This is a genomic window from Mycobacterium sp. NGS67 (genome assembly GCF_059812185.1).
In genome coordinates this window covers 1-14,918 of record NZ_JCALCF010000056.1, presented here as the reverse complement: position 1 = coordinate 14,918, position 14,918 = coordinate 1, and the positions used below count along the sequence as shown (strand labels likewise).

Genomic DNA, 14,918 nt, shown 5'->3' with positions numbered 1-14,918 from the left:
AGCTCGGTCGCGGAACCGCCGGCGGCGGTGATCTTCTCCCGTGCGCTGCCGCTGAACTTGTGCGCGGTCAACTCGACGCGCACGGTCAGCTTCCCGTCACCGAGGACCTTGACCAGAGAGTTCTTCCGAACGGCGCCCTTGGCCACCAGCTCGTCGACGCCGACGGTGCCGCCCTCGGGGAACAACCGGTTGATGTCGCCGACGTTGACGACCTGGTACTCGGTGCGGAACCGGTTACGGAAGCCCTTCAGCTTGGGCAGCCGCATGTGGATGGGCATCTGCCCACCCTCGAACGTGGCGGGCACGTTCTTGCGGGCCTTCGTACCCTTCGTGCCGCGGCCGGCCGTCTTGCCCTTGGAACCCTCACCGCGACCCACGCGAGTACGCGCGGTCTTCGATCCGGGCGCAGGCTTCAGGTCGTGCAGTTTGATGGTCATTCGGCCTCCTCCACTTCAACCAAGTGGTGCACCACCGCGATCAGCCCGCGGGTCTGTGCGTTGTCCTCGCGGATCACCGAGTGGCGAATCTTGCGGAGCCCCAACGTACGGAGACTCTCGCGCTGCTTCCAGCGTGCCCCGATGGTGCTGCGCACCTGGGTGATCTTCAGTTGGCTCATGGTTGCGCCTGTGCCTCTCTGGCCACTGCCGCACTGGCCAGCGCGTCACTCTCGCGACGCGCCTTCAGCATCCCGGCCGGGGCGACATCCTCGATCGGCAGGCCGCGCCGGGCGGCCACCTCCTCGGGACGTTGCAGCATCTTCAGCGCGGCCACGGTGGCGTGCACCACGTTGATCGCGTTGTCACTACCCAGCGACTTGGCCAGGATGTCGTGCACGCCAGCGCATTCCAGCACCGCACGCGCCGCACCCCCGGCGATCACACCGGTACCCGGACTGGCCGGGCGCAGCAACACGACGCCCGCCGCGGCCTCACCCTGCACCGGGTGGGTGATGGTTCCGCCGATCAGCGGGACCCGGAAGAAGCCCTTGCGGGCCTCCTCGACGCCCTTGGCGATCGCCGCCGGCACCTCCTTGGCCTTGCCGTAACCGACGCCGACCATGCCGTTGCCGTCACCGACGATGACCAGGGCGGTGAAGCTGAATCGCCGACCACCCTTGACCACCTTGGAGACGCGGTTGATCGCGACGACCCGCTCCAGGTAGTTGCTCTTGTCGCCGTCACGGTCGCGGTCGCGGCCACCACGGCCACCGCCGTCGCGCCGACCCCGCCCGTCGCGGGAGTCGCGGCCGTCGGGGCCACGGTTATCCGTCGAGCCCCCTGCGGACTGCTCCGCCATTATGCGGTCCTTCCGTTTATCAGGCTTGCGTTGTTCATCAGAATCGCAATCCGTTCTCGCGCGCGGCATCGGCCAATGCCGCGATCCGTCCACCGTAGGTGTAGCCACCGCGGTCGAACACCACGGACTCGACGCCGGCGGCCTTGGCCCGCTCGGCGATCAACTGGCCGACCCGCACGCTCCGAGCCTTCTTGTCCCCGTCCAGACCGCGCACGTCGGATTCGATCGACGAGGCGGCGGCCACGGTGGTGCCGTTGAGGTCGTTCACCAGTTGCACGTGGATGTGCCGCGACGACCGGTTGACCACCAGGCGGGGACGCTCGGCGGTGCCGGAGATCTTCTTGCGCAGCCGAGCGTGCCTGCGCAAGCGGGACACCCGCCGGGTGGCGGACACGTTCTGCCCCACCGGCTTACGCGCATCGGATGCGGTCTGTGACTGGGCCATGACTACTTACCTGTCTTTCCGACCTTGCGGCGGATCTGCTCACCCTCGTAGCGCACGCCCTTGCCCTTGTACGGGTCGGGACGGCGCAGACGGCGGATGTTCGCCGAGATTTGGCCGACCTTCTGCTTGTCGATGCCGGAGATGGTGAACTTCGTCGGCGCCTGCACCGCGAAGGTGATGCCTTCCGGCGCCTCGATCACCACGGGGTGGCTGTAGCCCAGCGCGAACTCCAGGTTGGTGCCCTTGAGCTGCACACGGTAACCGACACCGTGTATCTCCATCTTGGTGGTGTAACCCTCGGTCACGCCGGTGACCAGGTTGGCCACCAGAGTGCGGGACAGCCCGTGCAGTGAGCGGTTGCGCCGATCGTCGTCGGGACGCGAAACCACCACGGCGCCATCGTCGTTGCGCGACACCGTGATCGGCTCGGCGACGCTCAGTTCCAGGGTGCCCTTGGGACCCTTCACCGAGACGTTCTGCCCGTCGATCGTGACGTCGACTCCCGACGGAATCGGAACCGGTTGCTTACCAATACGCGACATGTCTAGTTCCTCTCACCACACATAAGCGAGGACTTCGCCGCCCACGCCCTGTCTGGCCGCCTGACGGTCGGTGAGCAGTCCCGACGACGTCGAAATGATCGCCACGCCAAGACCTCCGAGCACCCGGGGCAGGTTGGTGGACTTCGCGTACACCCGCAGACCGGGCTTGGAGACCCGCTTCAAGCCGGCGATGCTGCGTTCCCGGCTGGGCCCGTACTTGAGCTGTACCACCAGCGATTTGCCGACCCGAGCATCCTCGGTGCGGAAATCGGTGATGTAGCCCTCGTTCTTGAGGATCTGGGCGATGTTCGCCTTGATCTTGGAGTGCGGCAGGCTCACTTCGTCGTGGTACGCCGAGTTGGCGTTGCGCAGACGGGTCAGGAAGTCCGCGATCGGGTCCGTCATAGTCATTGAGCGCTACTCCTCACCAACTGCTCTTCTGCACACCGGGCAACTCGCCCGCATGCGCCATCTCGCGCAAGCAGATACGACACAGCCCGAACTTGCGGAACACCGCGCGCGGCCGGCCGCACTTGCTGCAGCGGGTGTAGCCGCGCACCGCGAACTTCGGCTTGCGCGCGGCCTTGTTGACCAGTGCCTTCTTCGCCATGCTCAGTTCTCCTTGAAGGGAAAGCCGAGGGCCCGCAACAGCGCTCGTCCTTCGTCGTCGTTCGTCGCCGAGGTGACGACGCTGATGTCCATGCCACGGACCCGGTCGATCTTGTCCACGTCGATCTCGTGGAACACCGACTGCTCGGCCAGCCCGAACGTGTAGTTGCCGACACCGTCGAACTGCTTGGGCGACAGCCCGCGGAAGTCACGGATACGGGGCAGCGCGATCGAGGTGAGCCGGTCCAGGAACTCCCACATCCGGTCACCGCGCAGCGTCACGCGGGCGCCGATCGGCATGCCCTCACGCAACTTGAATTGCGCAATCGACTTGCGCGCCTTGCGAATTTCGGGCCGCTGCCCGGTGATCAGCGCCAGGTCGTTGACCGCGCCGTTGATCAGCTTGGCGTCGCGTGCGGCCTCGCCGACACCCATGTTGACCACGACCTTGGTCACCGTGGGGATCTGCATGACGTTGGAATAGCCGAACTGCTTGTGCAGCGAATCACGGATCTCACTGCGATAACGCTCTTTGAGGCGCGGCTGAGTCTTCTCTGCAGTAGTCATCTTCTTAGATGTCCTTGCCGTTGCGCTTGGAGATGCGGACCCGCTTGCCGGTCTCCTCGTCGACCCGGTAGCCGATGCGGGTGGGCTGGCCGTCGGAGTCGACCACCATCACGTTGGAGACGTGGATGGGCGCTTCCTGGGTGACGATGCCACCGGAGCGGGCGCCGCGCTGGTTGGTCGAGACCGCGGTGTGCTTCTTGATCCGGTTGACGCCCTCGACCAGCACCCGGTTGCGGTCCGGGTAAGCCCGGATGACCTTGCCCTTGGCGCCCTTGTCCTTGCCGGCGATGACCAGCACGGTGTCGCCCTTGTGGACCTTCATCTACAACACCTCCGGAGCCAGCGAGATGATCTTCATGAACTTCTTCTCCCGCAGTTCCCGGCCGACCGGGCCGAAGATGCGGGTGCCACGCGGGTCGTTGTCGGGCTTGATGATCACCGCGGCGTTCTCGTCGAACTTGATGTAGCTGCCGTCGGGTCGACGGCGTTCCTTGACGGTGCGCACCACGACGGCCTTGACGACGTCACCGCGCTTGACGTTGCCGCCGGGGATGGCGTCCTTGACGGTGGCGACGATGACATCACCGATGCCGGCGTAGCGTCGCGACGACCCGCCGAGCACCCGGATGCACAAGATCTCCTTGGCGCCGGTGTTGTCGGCGACCTTCAGCCGCGATTCCTGCTGAATCACTCGATCTCCTGACCTGGTTTGACGTGTGCACGGCAGGAGGAACTCACCTGACGTGCGCGGTCTGTTCGTCACCGAAGGGCACGCGGGGCCGGTATTACCGCATGCACCGGCCGAGGTCTGCCCAAGGCAACCCCTAGAGTCTAGGGGACGGCCAGCCCAGCACCAAATTGCCGCCGACACCCCTCCCGGTGACGTCAAACGGGCGGCGTTTGAGCCGCACCGATCAGGTAATACGCCTCGGCGTGCGAATCGTCATCACCGGAGCGTCCGGCAACGTCGGAACCGCGCTGCTGCGCAGGCTCACCGCCGACGGTGATCAGCATGAGCTCATCGGCGTGGTGCGCCGGCCACCTCCGCGCATCGGGGCCTACCAGCGGGTCCGCTGGCACGCGCTCGATCTCGCCGGCGAAGATGCGGCCGAGAAGCTGCCCCCGATCGTCGAGAACGCCGATGCGGTCATCCACCTCGCCTGGGGATTCCAGCCGACGCGCAACACCGAGTATCTGACCCGCCAGGGCGTGGGGGGCACCACCGCGGTGCTGACGGCGGCGCACTCGGCCGGGGTGGGCCAGTTGCTGCACATGTCGTCGGTCGGGGCATACGCGGCCGGACGCTACGGCACGCGGGTCGACGAGACGTGGTCGACGAACGGCATCCCGTCGTCGCCGTACAGCCGAGACAAGTCCGCCGCCGAAGCCCGACTCGACGAATACGAAAGCACGCACGGACGGGACGCGGTGCCCATCACCCGGATGCGGCCGGGCTTCATCGTGCAGCGCGCCGCCGCCAGTGGGTTGATGCGTTATGCGCTACCGGGATACGTGCCCATGCGCGTCGTACCGCTACTGCCGTTGTTGCCGCTGGATCGCGCATTGTGCATTCCGCTGGTGCATGCCGACGACGTCGCCGACGCCTTCGTGAGGGCGATGGAGCGACGCGCCGTCGGCGCCTTCAACCTCGCGGCCGACCCTCCGATAACGCGGGCGGACGTCGCGAAAGTGTTGGGCGCGTGGCCCGTTCACGTGCCCGCCAAGGTCCTGGTCACCCTGGTGGACCTCAGCTGGCGGACCCGGCTGCAACCCATCGACCGGGGCTGGCTCGATATGGCCTTCGGCGTCCCGCTGCTCGATTGCACGCGCGCCCGCAGCGAATTGGACTGGCAGCCACGGTATTCGTCGGTGGCGGCCCTCGCCGACGTGATCGACGGGGTGGCCAAGGAGGCGCACACCGACAGCCCGCCGCTGCGCCGCCGGTCAATGCTGGAGCAACTGCGCCTCGACCTGACCAAGGGACCGATGAGCACCCGGCACCTGCCCTGATCTTCAGCCGCGACGACTGCCGTCGGCGACATAGCCGGCGACGTCCCGGGCGACGCGAGTGGCGTGTTTGCGCAGGGACCGCAGCGGACCCGCGAGCGGTTCGTCGTACCCCGCGAACCAGAGTCCCGGAGCCACCCCCGGCGCCCCGTTGACCAGCGGGTCGCCGTCGTCGTCGAGCACCCCGAGATGACCGACCATCGGCTCGAGGCCCCGGCGGTACCCCGTGGCGGCAATGACGACGTCGGGTCGCACGGTCGTCCCGTCGGCCAGCACGACGTCGTCGCCGGCGAACTCTTCGACGGCTGCGACGATCTCGATGCTGCCGTCCTTCACCTTCGGTACCAGCTCGTCGGCCAGAGTGGGGATGTGACCGTCCTCCAGTAACGCGGTGTAGATACCCCGCGGCGGCACCGGCAAGCCGTGAGAACTCAAGTCGCCGAACCACAGTCGTTGCATCACCGCGGCCGCGCTATCGAGCACCGGCACCGGCAGGTGACTGAAGGCACCGCTGAAAGCATCGACGGGTAGACCAGCGACTGCGCGCGGCACCAGATGCGGCGGTGTCCGTATGGCCATCCGGACCCGACTGGCCAGTCCGTCACCGAGTTGCAGCGCGATATCGGTGGCAGAGTTCCCCGAACCGACTACCAGGACGTCATATCCCTTGTAGCACAGCGCGTTTCGATAATCGGCGGAGTGCAGGACCGCACCGGTGAACTCGTCGACGCCGGGCCACCGGGGCAGCATGGGAGTGTGGTAATTGCCGGTGGCCACGATCACCGCTGCGACGGTGAGGGTTTGATGATCGGTCGTCACCCGCCACAAGTCCGCGGCCCGGTCCACGCGGCCCACCTCAACGCCCAAGCGGAGTCGCAAGCCTTGGCGCACCGCGTAATCGTCGAAATAGCTGACCATGTCCTCGCGCCCGGGCCAACGCCCGTACCGGCGCGGAATGTGCTGGCCCGGCAGATGTGACCAGAAGCCGCACGTGTTCAACCTGAAGCCGTCATAGAGCTGCCGCCAGGAAGACGCCGGTGCGTCGGCGCGGTCGAGGACGAGCGCTTCGATTCCCCAATCGTGCCGGAGCTGACGGGCCACGGCCATGCCGCACGGGCCGGCGCCGACGACCACGACGTCCGACGCAAGGTCTGGACCGTCGAACCGCAGCGCGGTATCAGCGGTCGGGCGTTGCCTGGGGAACCGCTTTGCGCTGATCAGTCTGATTGTTTTCGATAGGCCATGATGAACAGCGTCATCGCGACGACCAATGCGAGCAGCACCCACAACGTGATGGCCTGATCCACCCACGACCCGGGCGGCGGAGCGCCGGGCAGGATGTTGCGCAACGGGACGACCGCGAACAGCATGGCCGCGAACCACGAAACGAACGGGGGCAGGAACTTCTTCTTGCCCAACACCATTGGGATGGACACCCACAATGCCAAGGCGGGCAGGGCGATCAGCACCACGAGGATCCCGAGGTCGAAGATGAGGGTGCCCCTGGAGCGGTGCAGCGTGATGATGACATCGCTTGGGCGGTCCTGGCTTTCGCTGTTTTCGCCGGTAACGCGTCGCACGGTGGCGTCCCATCCGTCGATCGCCCCGACCACTTCGATACGGCCCTGCTCGGCGACGCGGTTGTCGCCCGTGCCGACCAACACGTCGGCCTGAAGAACGCCGGTGGTGTAGGAATCGAAGGGCCAGACGGCCGGATCACCTTCCGCCTCGATCACGGTGCTCACCTGCGCGGGAGCCTTGCCGATCGGGTACTGCAGGTCGCCCAGGTCGTTCTCCGGGTACAACCGCACGGCAAGTGCCTGGGTGAGCACCTTGTCCTTGACCTTGTCTTTTTCCGGGATGACAAGGACATTCACCGTCAGACGATTGGCGACCGTGTCCAGCTTCTCCAAACGCACCTTCACCACGGTGTCGTTGTTGGCTTCCAGATCGGCGTCGGCGGTGCCGCCGGACGCGGCCAACAGGTGGACCCCGACCAGCGACAGCACGTAGATGACGATGACGACCAGGATGACGCCGAAATCGAGGAGTACGCGCCGTCCCCGGGACTTCGGTTGTGGTTCCGATAGCTCGGCCGGTCGCGGCGGTGCGGGCGGCGGGGCCTGATGGCTCATCTATCGGCACCTTTCGGTGGAAGTTCGGCGGAGACAGACACGACGTGCTGGCGAAGGCTATTGAAACTCAAAGATTTTCCTGCCGCAATGCGTCGCGGCGAAATTATTCGACGCGGGTCGAATCCGCTGCGCAGCGAAACCCGATATGCGTCGTCGCGGTGTCTTGGGACTGCGGTGAACGGGCCGCCGGCCGGTACCGGTGGCAATATTGCGGCGCACACAGATGCGAGCCGCCTTTGAGCGTCTGGCTGATGGACGGGTCGGCCGGCCCGGCGGGGGCGCAGCACGCTTTGGGGGGCCGGTCGATTCGATGGTGGGCGCTGAATTCGGTTGTGGTCCATTCCCAGACGTTGCCGATCATGTCGACCAGCCCGAATCCGTTGGGCGGGAAGGTGCCCACCGGCGAGGTACCTACCCAGCCCAGCGCGCCGTCGTTGCGGTACGGGAAATCGCCCTGCCAGGTGTTGGCCATCAGTCGGCCGGCGGGTTGCGCCTCCTCCCCCCACGGATACGTTTTCGCCGACCCGGCGCGTGCGGCGTACTCCCATTCGGCCTCGGTCGGCAGCCGCCGCCCGGCCCATCGCGCGTAGGCGGCGGCGTCGGGGTAGGCCACCTGCACGACGGGGTGATCGGCCCGGTCGGCCACGTCGCTGTCCGGGCCGAACGGATGGCGCCAGCACGCCCCCGGCGCCCAGTCCCACCACTGGCGCCAGTCGCGCAGGTCCACCGGTCCGGGCGTCGGACGGAACACCATCGCACCCGGGCACAGGTCGGCGGGATCGGCCCCGGGGTACAGGGCGGGGTCGAGCGCCTGCTCGGCCACCGTCACATAGCCAGTGGCAGTGACGAATTCGGCGAACTGCGCGTTGGTGACCGGATGCCGCTCCAGCGCGAACGGACCCACGGTGACGGTGTGGATCGGCGCTTCTTCGGGATAGAAGCTCGTCGAACCCATCCGGAAGGATCCAGCGGGCAACTCGACAAGCTCGGTCAGCACGACTTCAGGGTATGACGACCGCGAAGTCTTGTGTCAACGTGGATTTGGCCGCACCGAAACCGGGGGAACCCGATCGGCCCTGCAGGTGAATGGTGACCAGGTACTGCTTGGTGTTCGTCCAGATGTGGGTGACGCGGTCGGCGAAGTCGATCCCGCCCGACGGCCCTTGCAGCGTGCCGGTGAGTTGTTGGCTGCTGTAACCGCAGAACGGTGCTCCGGTCACCGAGAAACGCAGCCGCGGGGCGGTACCGCCCACCCCGGCGGTGTGGCGCAGGAACGCGCTCTCGGGCGCCAGTTCCGTCGCGCTGATGGTGACGGTGGCCGACATGGTGTCGGGACCGGTCAACGTCAGCGCCGTATCCCCGTCGCCCGGAGCAGCGCTCCAGCCTTCGGGGACGGACAGGGTGATCCGCGGCGCGGCCGGGTCGGCTACTGCGGCCACCGCCACCGGGCCGGCACCGGACGGTGTGGCGGGACAGGACAATGTCTCGGGCGCGATGTTCCCGGACTGGGTGGCAGCGATGCCGGGCACCGGCATGGCCGGGTCCGAATGCGGGCCCGGCGTGGCCGATCCCCCGATGTTCGACTGGCAACCGGCGAGCACCACGGCGACGATCCCCATCAGACAAGCGGGCCGCACGGCGACTCAGTCCCGCGAAAAGGCAAGCGCTATATCCTTTTCCACGTCTTCGTACGGACGACCCGACAGGTCGACGGCGACCTGGGCAACGGTCGCACCGGTCAAGACGAAGGGCGCCTTGTACCGGCTGGACACACTCGACCCGCCGTTGCGTCCGACGGTGATGCCCGCCCCCGCCAGCCCGAAGGTTCCCGGGTGCGAGACGACGTCTGCGAGCGACCCGACCGGATGCTCGTCGAAGAACAGCGTCGCGGTGCCGAGCGGGGTGTGGCTGTTGGGAACCGTTCCGGTCCGTTCGTAGCGCACGCCGAACAGGTGTTTGCCCAGCGGGATCGGACCGTCGGAGGAAACCAGTTGTTGGCGTTCGCCGAGAAAGTTGTACACGTAATGCAGCCGTCCGTCCTGCAGGAACAGCACGTGCCCGCCGTGCGCCCCGCCCTGCTTGAACAGCACCCCTTCGGCCCCCGTGCTGTCCACCGTCACCGTGGCCAACACGGCAAACGAACGACCGCGGATCTCGGCGGCGGCACCGATGCCGACATCGGCACAGTCGGGGTAGTAGACGTAGCTGTCGCGCTCCCCCGCCAGATAGGGGCGGAACCTGCTCAGCGTCTCCATCAGGTTGAGGTCGGCCAGCGGGAGCCCGTTGTACTTGTCGGCCTCGGAAAACCACAGCGCCTTGAGTTCTTCGAGTTTGTCGGGGTGCTCGTCGGCCAGATCGTGGCACTGGCTGCGATCTTTTTCGAGGTGGAACAGCTCCCAGCGGTCCTGGTCGAAGTGCGACCAGCCCGCCGGCGTCGCGGCGTGGATGGTGTTGGCGAACCAGCCCCTATGCCAGATGCCGCGGGTGCCCAGCATGGTGTAGAACTGGGTGGCCTTGCCGGTGTCGGCAGACGGATCATCAAGGGCCGCTTTGAAACTCACTCCTTCCAGCGGTCGCTGCGGGATGCCCTTGACGGTATCCGGAGGCGTCATGTCCAGGAGTTCGTAGACCGTCGGGGTGATGTCGCAGACGTTGATGTAGTTGTCGCGGACTTCGCCGTGCGCGGCTATTCCGTTGGGCCAGGAGATGATTGCGGTGTCGGCGATGCCGCCCTCGTGCGAGGAGTAGCGCTTGAACAGCTTGTAGGGCGTGTTGAAGCCCATCGCCCAGCCGATCGGATAGTGGTTGTAGGTCTCTGGTCCGCCGAGATGGTCGAAGAGCTTCATGCTTTCTTCGACGGTGTCGATGTAGCCGTTGAAGAACTTGCCCTCGTTGACCGATCCGTTCGGGCCGCCTTCGCCGCTGGCACCGTTGTCGGAGATCACCACGATGATCGTGTTGTCGAGCTGACCGGACTCTTCGAGGTAGTCCAGGATTCGGCCGATCTGGGCATCGGTGTAGCTCAGGAACCCGGCGAACACCTCGGCCATCCGGTTGAACAGCTTCTTCTCTTCGTCGTTCAGGCTGTCCCACGGCCGCACCGTGTCCTGCAGCGGCCAGGCTTCGCCGCTGGGTCCTTTGACGTCGAGGTAGGGGTTCATCGGCGACAGCTCGGTGTCGGCGGGCACGATACCCATCGCCTTCATCTTTTCCAGCGTGATCTCGCGGTAGGCCTCGTAGCCCATGTCGAACACGCCCTTGTACTTGTCGGCCCACTCGGTGGGCACGTGATGCGGGGCGTGTCCGGCGCCGGGGCAGACGTAGCTGAACCACGGTTTGTCGGGCGCGATCACCTTGGCGTCGCGGATGAATTGTATTGTGCGGTCGGCGATGTCCTTGGACAGGTGGTAGCCGTCCTCGGGCGTGCCGGGCGGGTTCACCGGGTGGTTGTCGTACACCAGGTCCGGGTACCACTGGTCGGTCTCGCCGCCCATGAAGCCGTAGAAGCGCTCGAATCCGCGCGACAACGGCCAGTGCCGCTTGGTCGAGGCCATGCTGGATTCTTCCAGCGGGGTCAGGTGCCACTTGCCCACGCAGTAGGTGTTGTAGCCACGCTCGTTGAGCACCTCGGAAAGCAGCGCGGTCTCGGCCGGGATGCGGCCGTTGCAGTTGGGAAAGCCGTCGGTGAACTCTTCGATGGTGGCCATACCGACGCTGGTCGCGTTGCGCCCGGTCAGCAGCGAGGCGCGGGTCGGCGAGCACAGCGCGGTGGTGTGGAAGTTCGCCAGCCGCACGCCGCGCTCGGCGATGCGGGTCATCGCCGGCATCTCGACCAGGCCGCCGAAGCAGTCCCAGGTCGCGATGCCGATGTCGTCCCACACCATGTAGAGGATGTTCGGTGAGTTCTCCGGCGCGGTCGGCGCTGCGTACGGGCCCCAGTCCGGTTCGGAGTCGCGGATGTCCAACTCGATTTTGCCCTGGAATTCTGTCGACCCAGTCATATCTGTCAGCCTCACTCCCGTAGTGGACTCATCGCCGGACATCGCGTGCGAAATTACACACCCGGGTCACAGTAATGAGCCGACCGAAGAAAAGCCTGAGAATGCAGAAGTCGGGTACCGGGGCCTGCTCCGCGGTATACCGGTCAGTGCGGGACAGGCGTGTAATGTGCTGAGTCGCTGGTGAATTCGGGCTTCCCATAGGTTGCCAGCCGCAGCTTGAGGAGCCTGATGACATATCGGTCGACGATGTTGCGAAGCGCGGGAACGTTGCTGGCACGGTTGACGGCCACGAAGCGTCCGGCGATGAACGGTCCGGTCAGCGCGATGCGAACACGATCGGCGAACCCGATCGAGACACCCATCGCCGCGGCGACGCCGCGGTCACCGTTGCAGAACGCCCGCACGAAGGTTTCCTTGCTGTAGCTCTTTTCGACAGCTTCGGCGGCGCGGTCAAACCACGTGGTCCCGGGACGCAGGTAGGCATCCATCGTGGAGTCGACGAGTTCGCGACATACCGAGTCGAAACCGTCCCGCAACAGTGCCGCGCGTGCGTGCATGACGTGAACGGTGTCTGCCGGCGTGGTAGGCAGCAGTTCCTCGGGCAGACCGAGCAGAAAGCAGCGGTAGCGACCGAATTCGACGAGCGCGCGTTCCTGCTCGTTGAATTCGACCCGACCCTGCCGCAGCACCTGCTGAGAGGTCAGATACTGCCCGATCATGCCGGCCGGCATCTGGTCGACCTGCGGAACCGGGACGCCGTAGACATCGACATCCCACTTGTCGGATTTCTTCAATGCGTTGTAGCGCACCATCGAGTGCATCAGCCGCACCATGGCGGCCGCTTCGAATCCGGGACCGTAGCGCTGCAACGCATTCGGCAGGGTGGTGACGGCGAAGAAACTCGCCGTCTCGTTGACCCGCCGCTCGGCACGACGACCGGACAGGGCTCCGGTCAGACCCATCGGCAACGCGGCGTAGGTGTTGGTGAACGTCGCGATGAAAGCGCCGCGGGTGATGAAGTGGGCCAGCAACGCGGCCGCGGTGCGCGCCTGCCGTGCGCCGTCCTCGATCAGATCGAAGTCGATCCAATCCGGTTTTTCTTCCATTGCAGCGATGAACGACACCAGTTCGTCCGGCGCGTCGGGCACCGCGTCGATGCCCTCCCGGCAAGCGGTCCTGAGCATCTCGATCAGCTTGGGGACGCTGTACTCGCTCATCAGCGCCGCGTAGGGGTCTGCCACCACGTCGCCGAGCATGGTGGCGGTTTCCATCAACTCCAAGACGCGGTCGTCCTGCAGGATCTGCGCACGGTCGTCGGCCCATTTGGGCAGGGACGACTTGTCGTCGAGCTCTTTGGTCAGCCGGTACGGTCGCTCGTCGAAGTCGATGTCGCCGTACAGATCTGGCTGCAATTGCCGTTGGCTTGCGACCCGCTGCGCGAGTTCCGGATAGTAGGTGACCATGCCGACCCTTCGATAACTAACAAGTTGTGAGTAATACTCACAAAGTGTTAGTTATGCTGTCAAGCGTGACCCAGGCCACCAAGGACGTCCCGAAACGGCGGATGACCGCCGAGCGGCGGCGCGAGCAGATAATGGATGTCACCGCCGCCATTGTCGATGCCGAGGGTTTTCACGCGGCTACCCCGAACCGTATCGCTCAGGCAGCGGGCGTCAACCGGTCGTTGATCTACCAGTTATTCGGTGACCCCGCAAAGCTTTTCGTCGCCCTGATCGACCGGGAAGCGCAACGCGCCGGTGCCCAGTTCGTCGCGGCGGTCAGCGGATTGGGCGAGCCGAGCGAGGACAACCAAACCCTGGTGCGGGCATTCGACGGGGTACTGGCCGCTGTCGACGCGCACACCGCGACGTGGCGACTGTTCCTGTTCCCGCCCCAGGGCGCACCCCCGGAACTGCATGAAAGGCTGGCGCAGTCGCAGACGGTGGTGCGGGACTTCTTGCAGGGCGAGCTGTTGCGCTTCAATCCGGGTCTGCAGGATCCCGAATACACCGCCAGGATTCTCTACGCCGCCGGCCGCGAGCTACTGCAGCTGCGCCTCAGCGACCCGCAGACCGCGACGCCGGAACGACTGCGCACCTTCGTGCACGGCCTGCGCGCCAATTTGCGCGACCAGACGTAAAAGCCCCCGCACGCGCGGCGTGTCGGGGGCTTTTACGTCTGCTCGGCGTTCGCCAACACCACCGCCGCAGCGCGTAGATCTGTGCGCGGCATAGCGCAATTCACCGGGCCGACGCCGACAGCGGACACGCTCGAACTCCTGGCCCGCGTGGCGGCCGACGACGGCAACCATCCGAACGCGGCCCGACTTGTAGGCGCGGCCGGTGGCTTCGGCAGCGTCTGGAACACGTCCGCTACCCCATGTACGAAGCGGGCTACCAGGTCGCCGTCGAAAAGATCCGAGAAGCATTGGGGCAGGACGTCTTCGACGCCGCCTGGGCAGAGGGATCCGCACTGTCCACCGAGGAGGCGATCGCCTATGCGCAACGCGGCCGCGACAAGGGCAAGCCGCCGGCCACCGGCTAGGGCTCACTGACGCCGATGGAGCAGGACGTGGTGCGCCTGGCCACAGAAGGACTGAGCAACAAAGACATCGGTGCGCGGCTGTTCATCTCGCCGCGTACCGTGCAGACCGACCTGACCCATGTCTACGCGAAGCTGGGCATCGCCTCCAGGGTGCAACTGGTCCGGGAAGCCGCCCTGCAGGACTGGCGGGATCGAACCGATTCGGCACCCCCTGGCGGAAGCGGCGCAACGCAGCAAGACTGGGACGATGACGACCTTGGCCGAGAAGGTGTTGTTCAGATTCCTCAGTTTGCACGACAAGATCTACCAAGCGACCAATGGCAGGATTGGCCATCGGATACCCGGTATGCCACCAAACCTGCTACTGCACACCGTGGGCGCCAAGACGGGTCAGCAGCGCACCACGACGCTCACCTACGCCAAGGACGGTGACGACTATCTGGTCGTGGCATCGAAGGCCGGCTATCCCCGAGCCCCCGGTTGGTATCACAACCTGAAGGCCGATCCGGAGATCGAAATCAGTGTCGGCGCACATCGTTTCGCGGTCACAGCCCGCCCGGTGCTGCCCGACAGCCCCGACTACGCCCGACTGTGGAAGCTCGTCAACGCGAATAACGCCGACCGCTATGTCGGATACCAGAAGAAGACATCGCGGCCGATTCCAGTGATTGTCCTGACGCCCAGGCCGTAAGCCCCTGACCCCCACTGAGCCCCCTGTGCCCCCCTGAGCAGACGCTAAAGCGCCCCAAAAACACCGTTTTGGGGCGCTTTA

The 14,918-nt window shown here is 65.8% G+C and carries 19 protein-coding genes and 1 pseudogene; 4 read left to right on the top strand and 16 right to left on the bottom strand.

All coding sequences use genetic code 11. The features are described 5' to 3' along the window. The 10 genes from rplO to rplN all read right to left on the bottom strand — a co-directional run. On the bottom strand, window positions 1-437 hold a 437-nt coding region (gene rplO, locus AC5Y4D_RS26775; RefSeq protein WP_499991810.1), incomplete at its 3' end, for a 50S ribosomal protein L15. Further along, window positions 434-616 (bottom strand): 50S ribosomal protein L30, encoded by a 183-nt coding sequence (gene rpmD, locus AC5Y4D_RS26770; RefSeq protein ID WP_499944429.1) that lies wholly within the window; start codon window positions 614-616, stop codon window positions 434-436. The genes rplO and rpmD, both read right to left, overlap by 4 nt. Next, a complete protein-coding gene (gene rpsE / locus AC5Y4D_RS26765; RefSeq protein WP_499944428.1) occupies window positions 613-1,296 on the bottom strand; it encodes a 30S ribosomal protein S5 in 684 nt (227 codons plus the stop codon). The genes rpmD and rpsE overlap by 4 nt, the downstream gene beginning before the upstream one ends. Window positions 1,297-1,333: 37 nt before the next feature. After that, window positions 1,334-1,702 carry a 50S ribosomal protein L18 gene (gene rplR, locus AC5Y4D_RS26760; protein ID WP_499944442.1) on the bottom strand — a complete coding sequence of 123 codons (369 nt, stop codon included), beginning with the start codon at window positions 1,700-1,702 and terminating at the stop codon, window positions 1,334-1,336. A 41-nt stretch (window positions 1,703-1,743) separates the two neighbouring features. Then, entirely contained in the window at window positions 1,744-2,283 is a 540-nt protein-coding gene (gene rplF / locus AC5Y4D_RS26755) for a 50S ribosomal protein L6 (RefSeq protein WP_499944427.1), read from the bottom strand. Window positions 2,284-2,295: 12 nt separating this feature from the next. Next, a complete protein-coding gene (gene rpsH, locus AC5Y4D_RS26750) occupies window positions 2,296-2,694 on the bottom strand; it encodes a 30S ribosomal protein S8 (protein ID WP_067409342.1) in 399 nt (132 codons plus the stop codon). Window positions 2,695-2,707: 13 nt separating this feature from the next. Further along, complete coding sequence (locus AC5Y4D_RS26745; protein ID WP_011739072.1) at window positions 2,708-2,893, bottom strand: type Z 30S ribosomal protein S14; 186 nt, start codon at window positions 2,891-2,893, stop codon at window positions 2,708-2,710. A gap of 2 nt (window positions 2,894-2,895) precedes the next feature. Next, window positions 2,896-3,459 carry a 50S ribosomal protein L5 gene (rplE, locus tag AC5Y4D_RS26740; protein ID WP_499944426.1) on the bottom strand — a complete coding sequence of 188 codons (564 nt, stop codon included), beginning with the start codon at window positions 3,457-3,459 and terminating at the stop codon, window positions 2,896-2,898. Window positions 3,460-3,463: 4 nt separating this feature from the next. After that, window positions 3,464-3,781, bottom strand: a complete 318-nt coding sequence (rplX, locus tag AC5Y4D_RS26735) for a 50S ribosomal protein L24 (protein WP_500038698.1) — start codon at window positions 3,779-3,781, stop codon at window positions 3,464-3,466. Beyond that, window positions 3,782-4,150 (bottom strand): 50S ribosomal protein L14, encoded by a 369-nt coding sequence (rplN, locus tag AC5Y4D_RS26730; protein ID WP_036352708.1) that lies wholly within the window; start codon window positions 4,148-4,150, stop codon window positions 3,782-3,784. Between the two features lie 242 nt (window positions 4,151-4,392). Between rplN and AC5Y4D_RS26725 the strand changes: the two genes are divergently transcribed. Next, on the top strand, window positions 4,393-5,469 hold the full coding sequence (locus AC5Y4D_RS26725; protein ID WP_500038697.1) for an NAD-dependent epimerase/dehydratase family protein: 1,077 nt from the start codon (window positions 4,393-4,395) through the stop codon (window positions 5,467-5,469). Between the two features lie 3 nt (window positions 5,470-5,472). Here AC5Y4D_RS26725 and AC5Y4D_RS26720 read toward each other — a convergent pair whose 3' ends face one another. From AC5Y4D_RS26720 to AC5Y4D_RS26695, 6 genes are all read right to left on the bottom strand, one after another. Continuing rightward, the gene (locus AC5Y4D_RS26720) at window positions 5,473-6,600 is read right to left on the bottom strand and encodes a flavin-containing monooxygenase (protein ID WP_500038696.1); all 1,128 of its coding nucleotides are present in this window, start codon (window positions 6,598-6,600) and stop codon (window positions 5,473-5,475) included. 83 nt (window positions 6,601-6,683) lie between these two features. Further along, the gene (locus AC5Y4D_RS26715; RefSeq protein ID WP_499944424.1) at window positions 6,684-7,601 is read right to left on the bottom strand and encodes a DUF4436 domain-containing protein; all 918 of its coding nucleotides are present in this window, start codon (window positions 7,599-7,601) and stop codon (window positions 6,684-6,686) included. Window positions 7,602-7,704: 103 nt separating this feature from the next. Next, a complete protein-coding gene (locus AC5Y4D_RS26710; RefSeq protein ID WP_500038695.1) occupies window positions 7,705-8,598 on the bottom strand; it encodes a formylglycine-generating enzyme family protein in 894 nt (297 codons plus the stop codon). 4 nt (window positions 8,599-8,602) lie between these two features. Next, window positions 8,603-9,220, bottom strand: a complete 618-nt coding sequence (locus tag AC5Y4D_RS26705) for a hypothetical protein (RefSeq protein WP_499991794.1) — start codon at window positions 9,218-9,220, stop codon at window positions 8,603-8,605. Between the two features lie 24 nt (window positions 9,221-9,244). After that, window positions 9,245-11,602, bottom strand: a complete 2,358-nt coding sequence (locus AC5Y4D_RS26700; RefSeq protein WP_500038694.1) for an arylsulfatase — start codon at window positions 11,600-11,602, stop codon at window positions 9,245-9,247. Between the two features lie 143 nt (window positions 11,603-11,745). Continuing rightward, entirely contained in the window at window positions 11,746-13,065 is a 1,320-nt protein-coding gene (locus AC5Y4D_RS26695; protein WP_500038693.1) for an oxygenase MpaB family protein, read from the bottom strand. A 101-nt stretch (window positions 13,066-13,166) separates the two neighbouring features. Here AC5Y4D_RS26695 and AC5Y4D_RS26690 point away from each other — a divergent pair, with 101 nt between their 5' ends. From AC5Y4D_RS26690 to AC5Y4D_RS26680, 3 genes and pseudogenes are all read left to right on the top strand, one after another. Next, window positions 13,167-13,742, top strand: coding sequence for a TetR/AcrR family transcriptional regulator (locus AC5Y4D_RS26690; protein WP_500038699.1), 576 nt, complete (start codon window positions 13,167-13,169; stop codon window positions 13,740-13,742). Between the two features lie 123 nt (window positions 13,743-13,865). Continuing rightward, a pseudogene (locus tag AC5Y4D_RS26685) lies at window positions 13,866-14,320 on the top strand (response regulator transcription factor); the annotation flags it as partial. A gap of 73 nt (window positions 14,321-14,393) precedes the next feature. Beyond that, on the top strand, window positions 14,394-14,837 hold the full coding sequence (locus tag AC5Y4D_RS26680) for a nitroreductase family deazaflavin-dependent oxidoreductase (RefSeq protein WP_500038692.1): 444 nt from the start codon (window positions 14,394-14,396) through the stop codon (window positions 14,835-14,837). The last annotated feature ends 81 nt before the right edge of the window (window positions 14,838-14,918 follow it).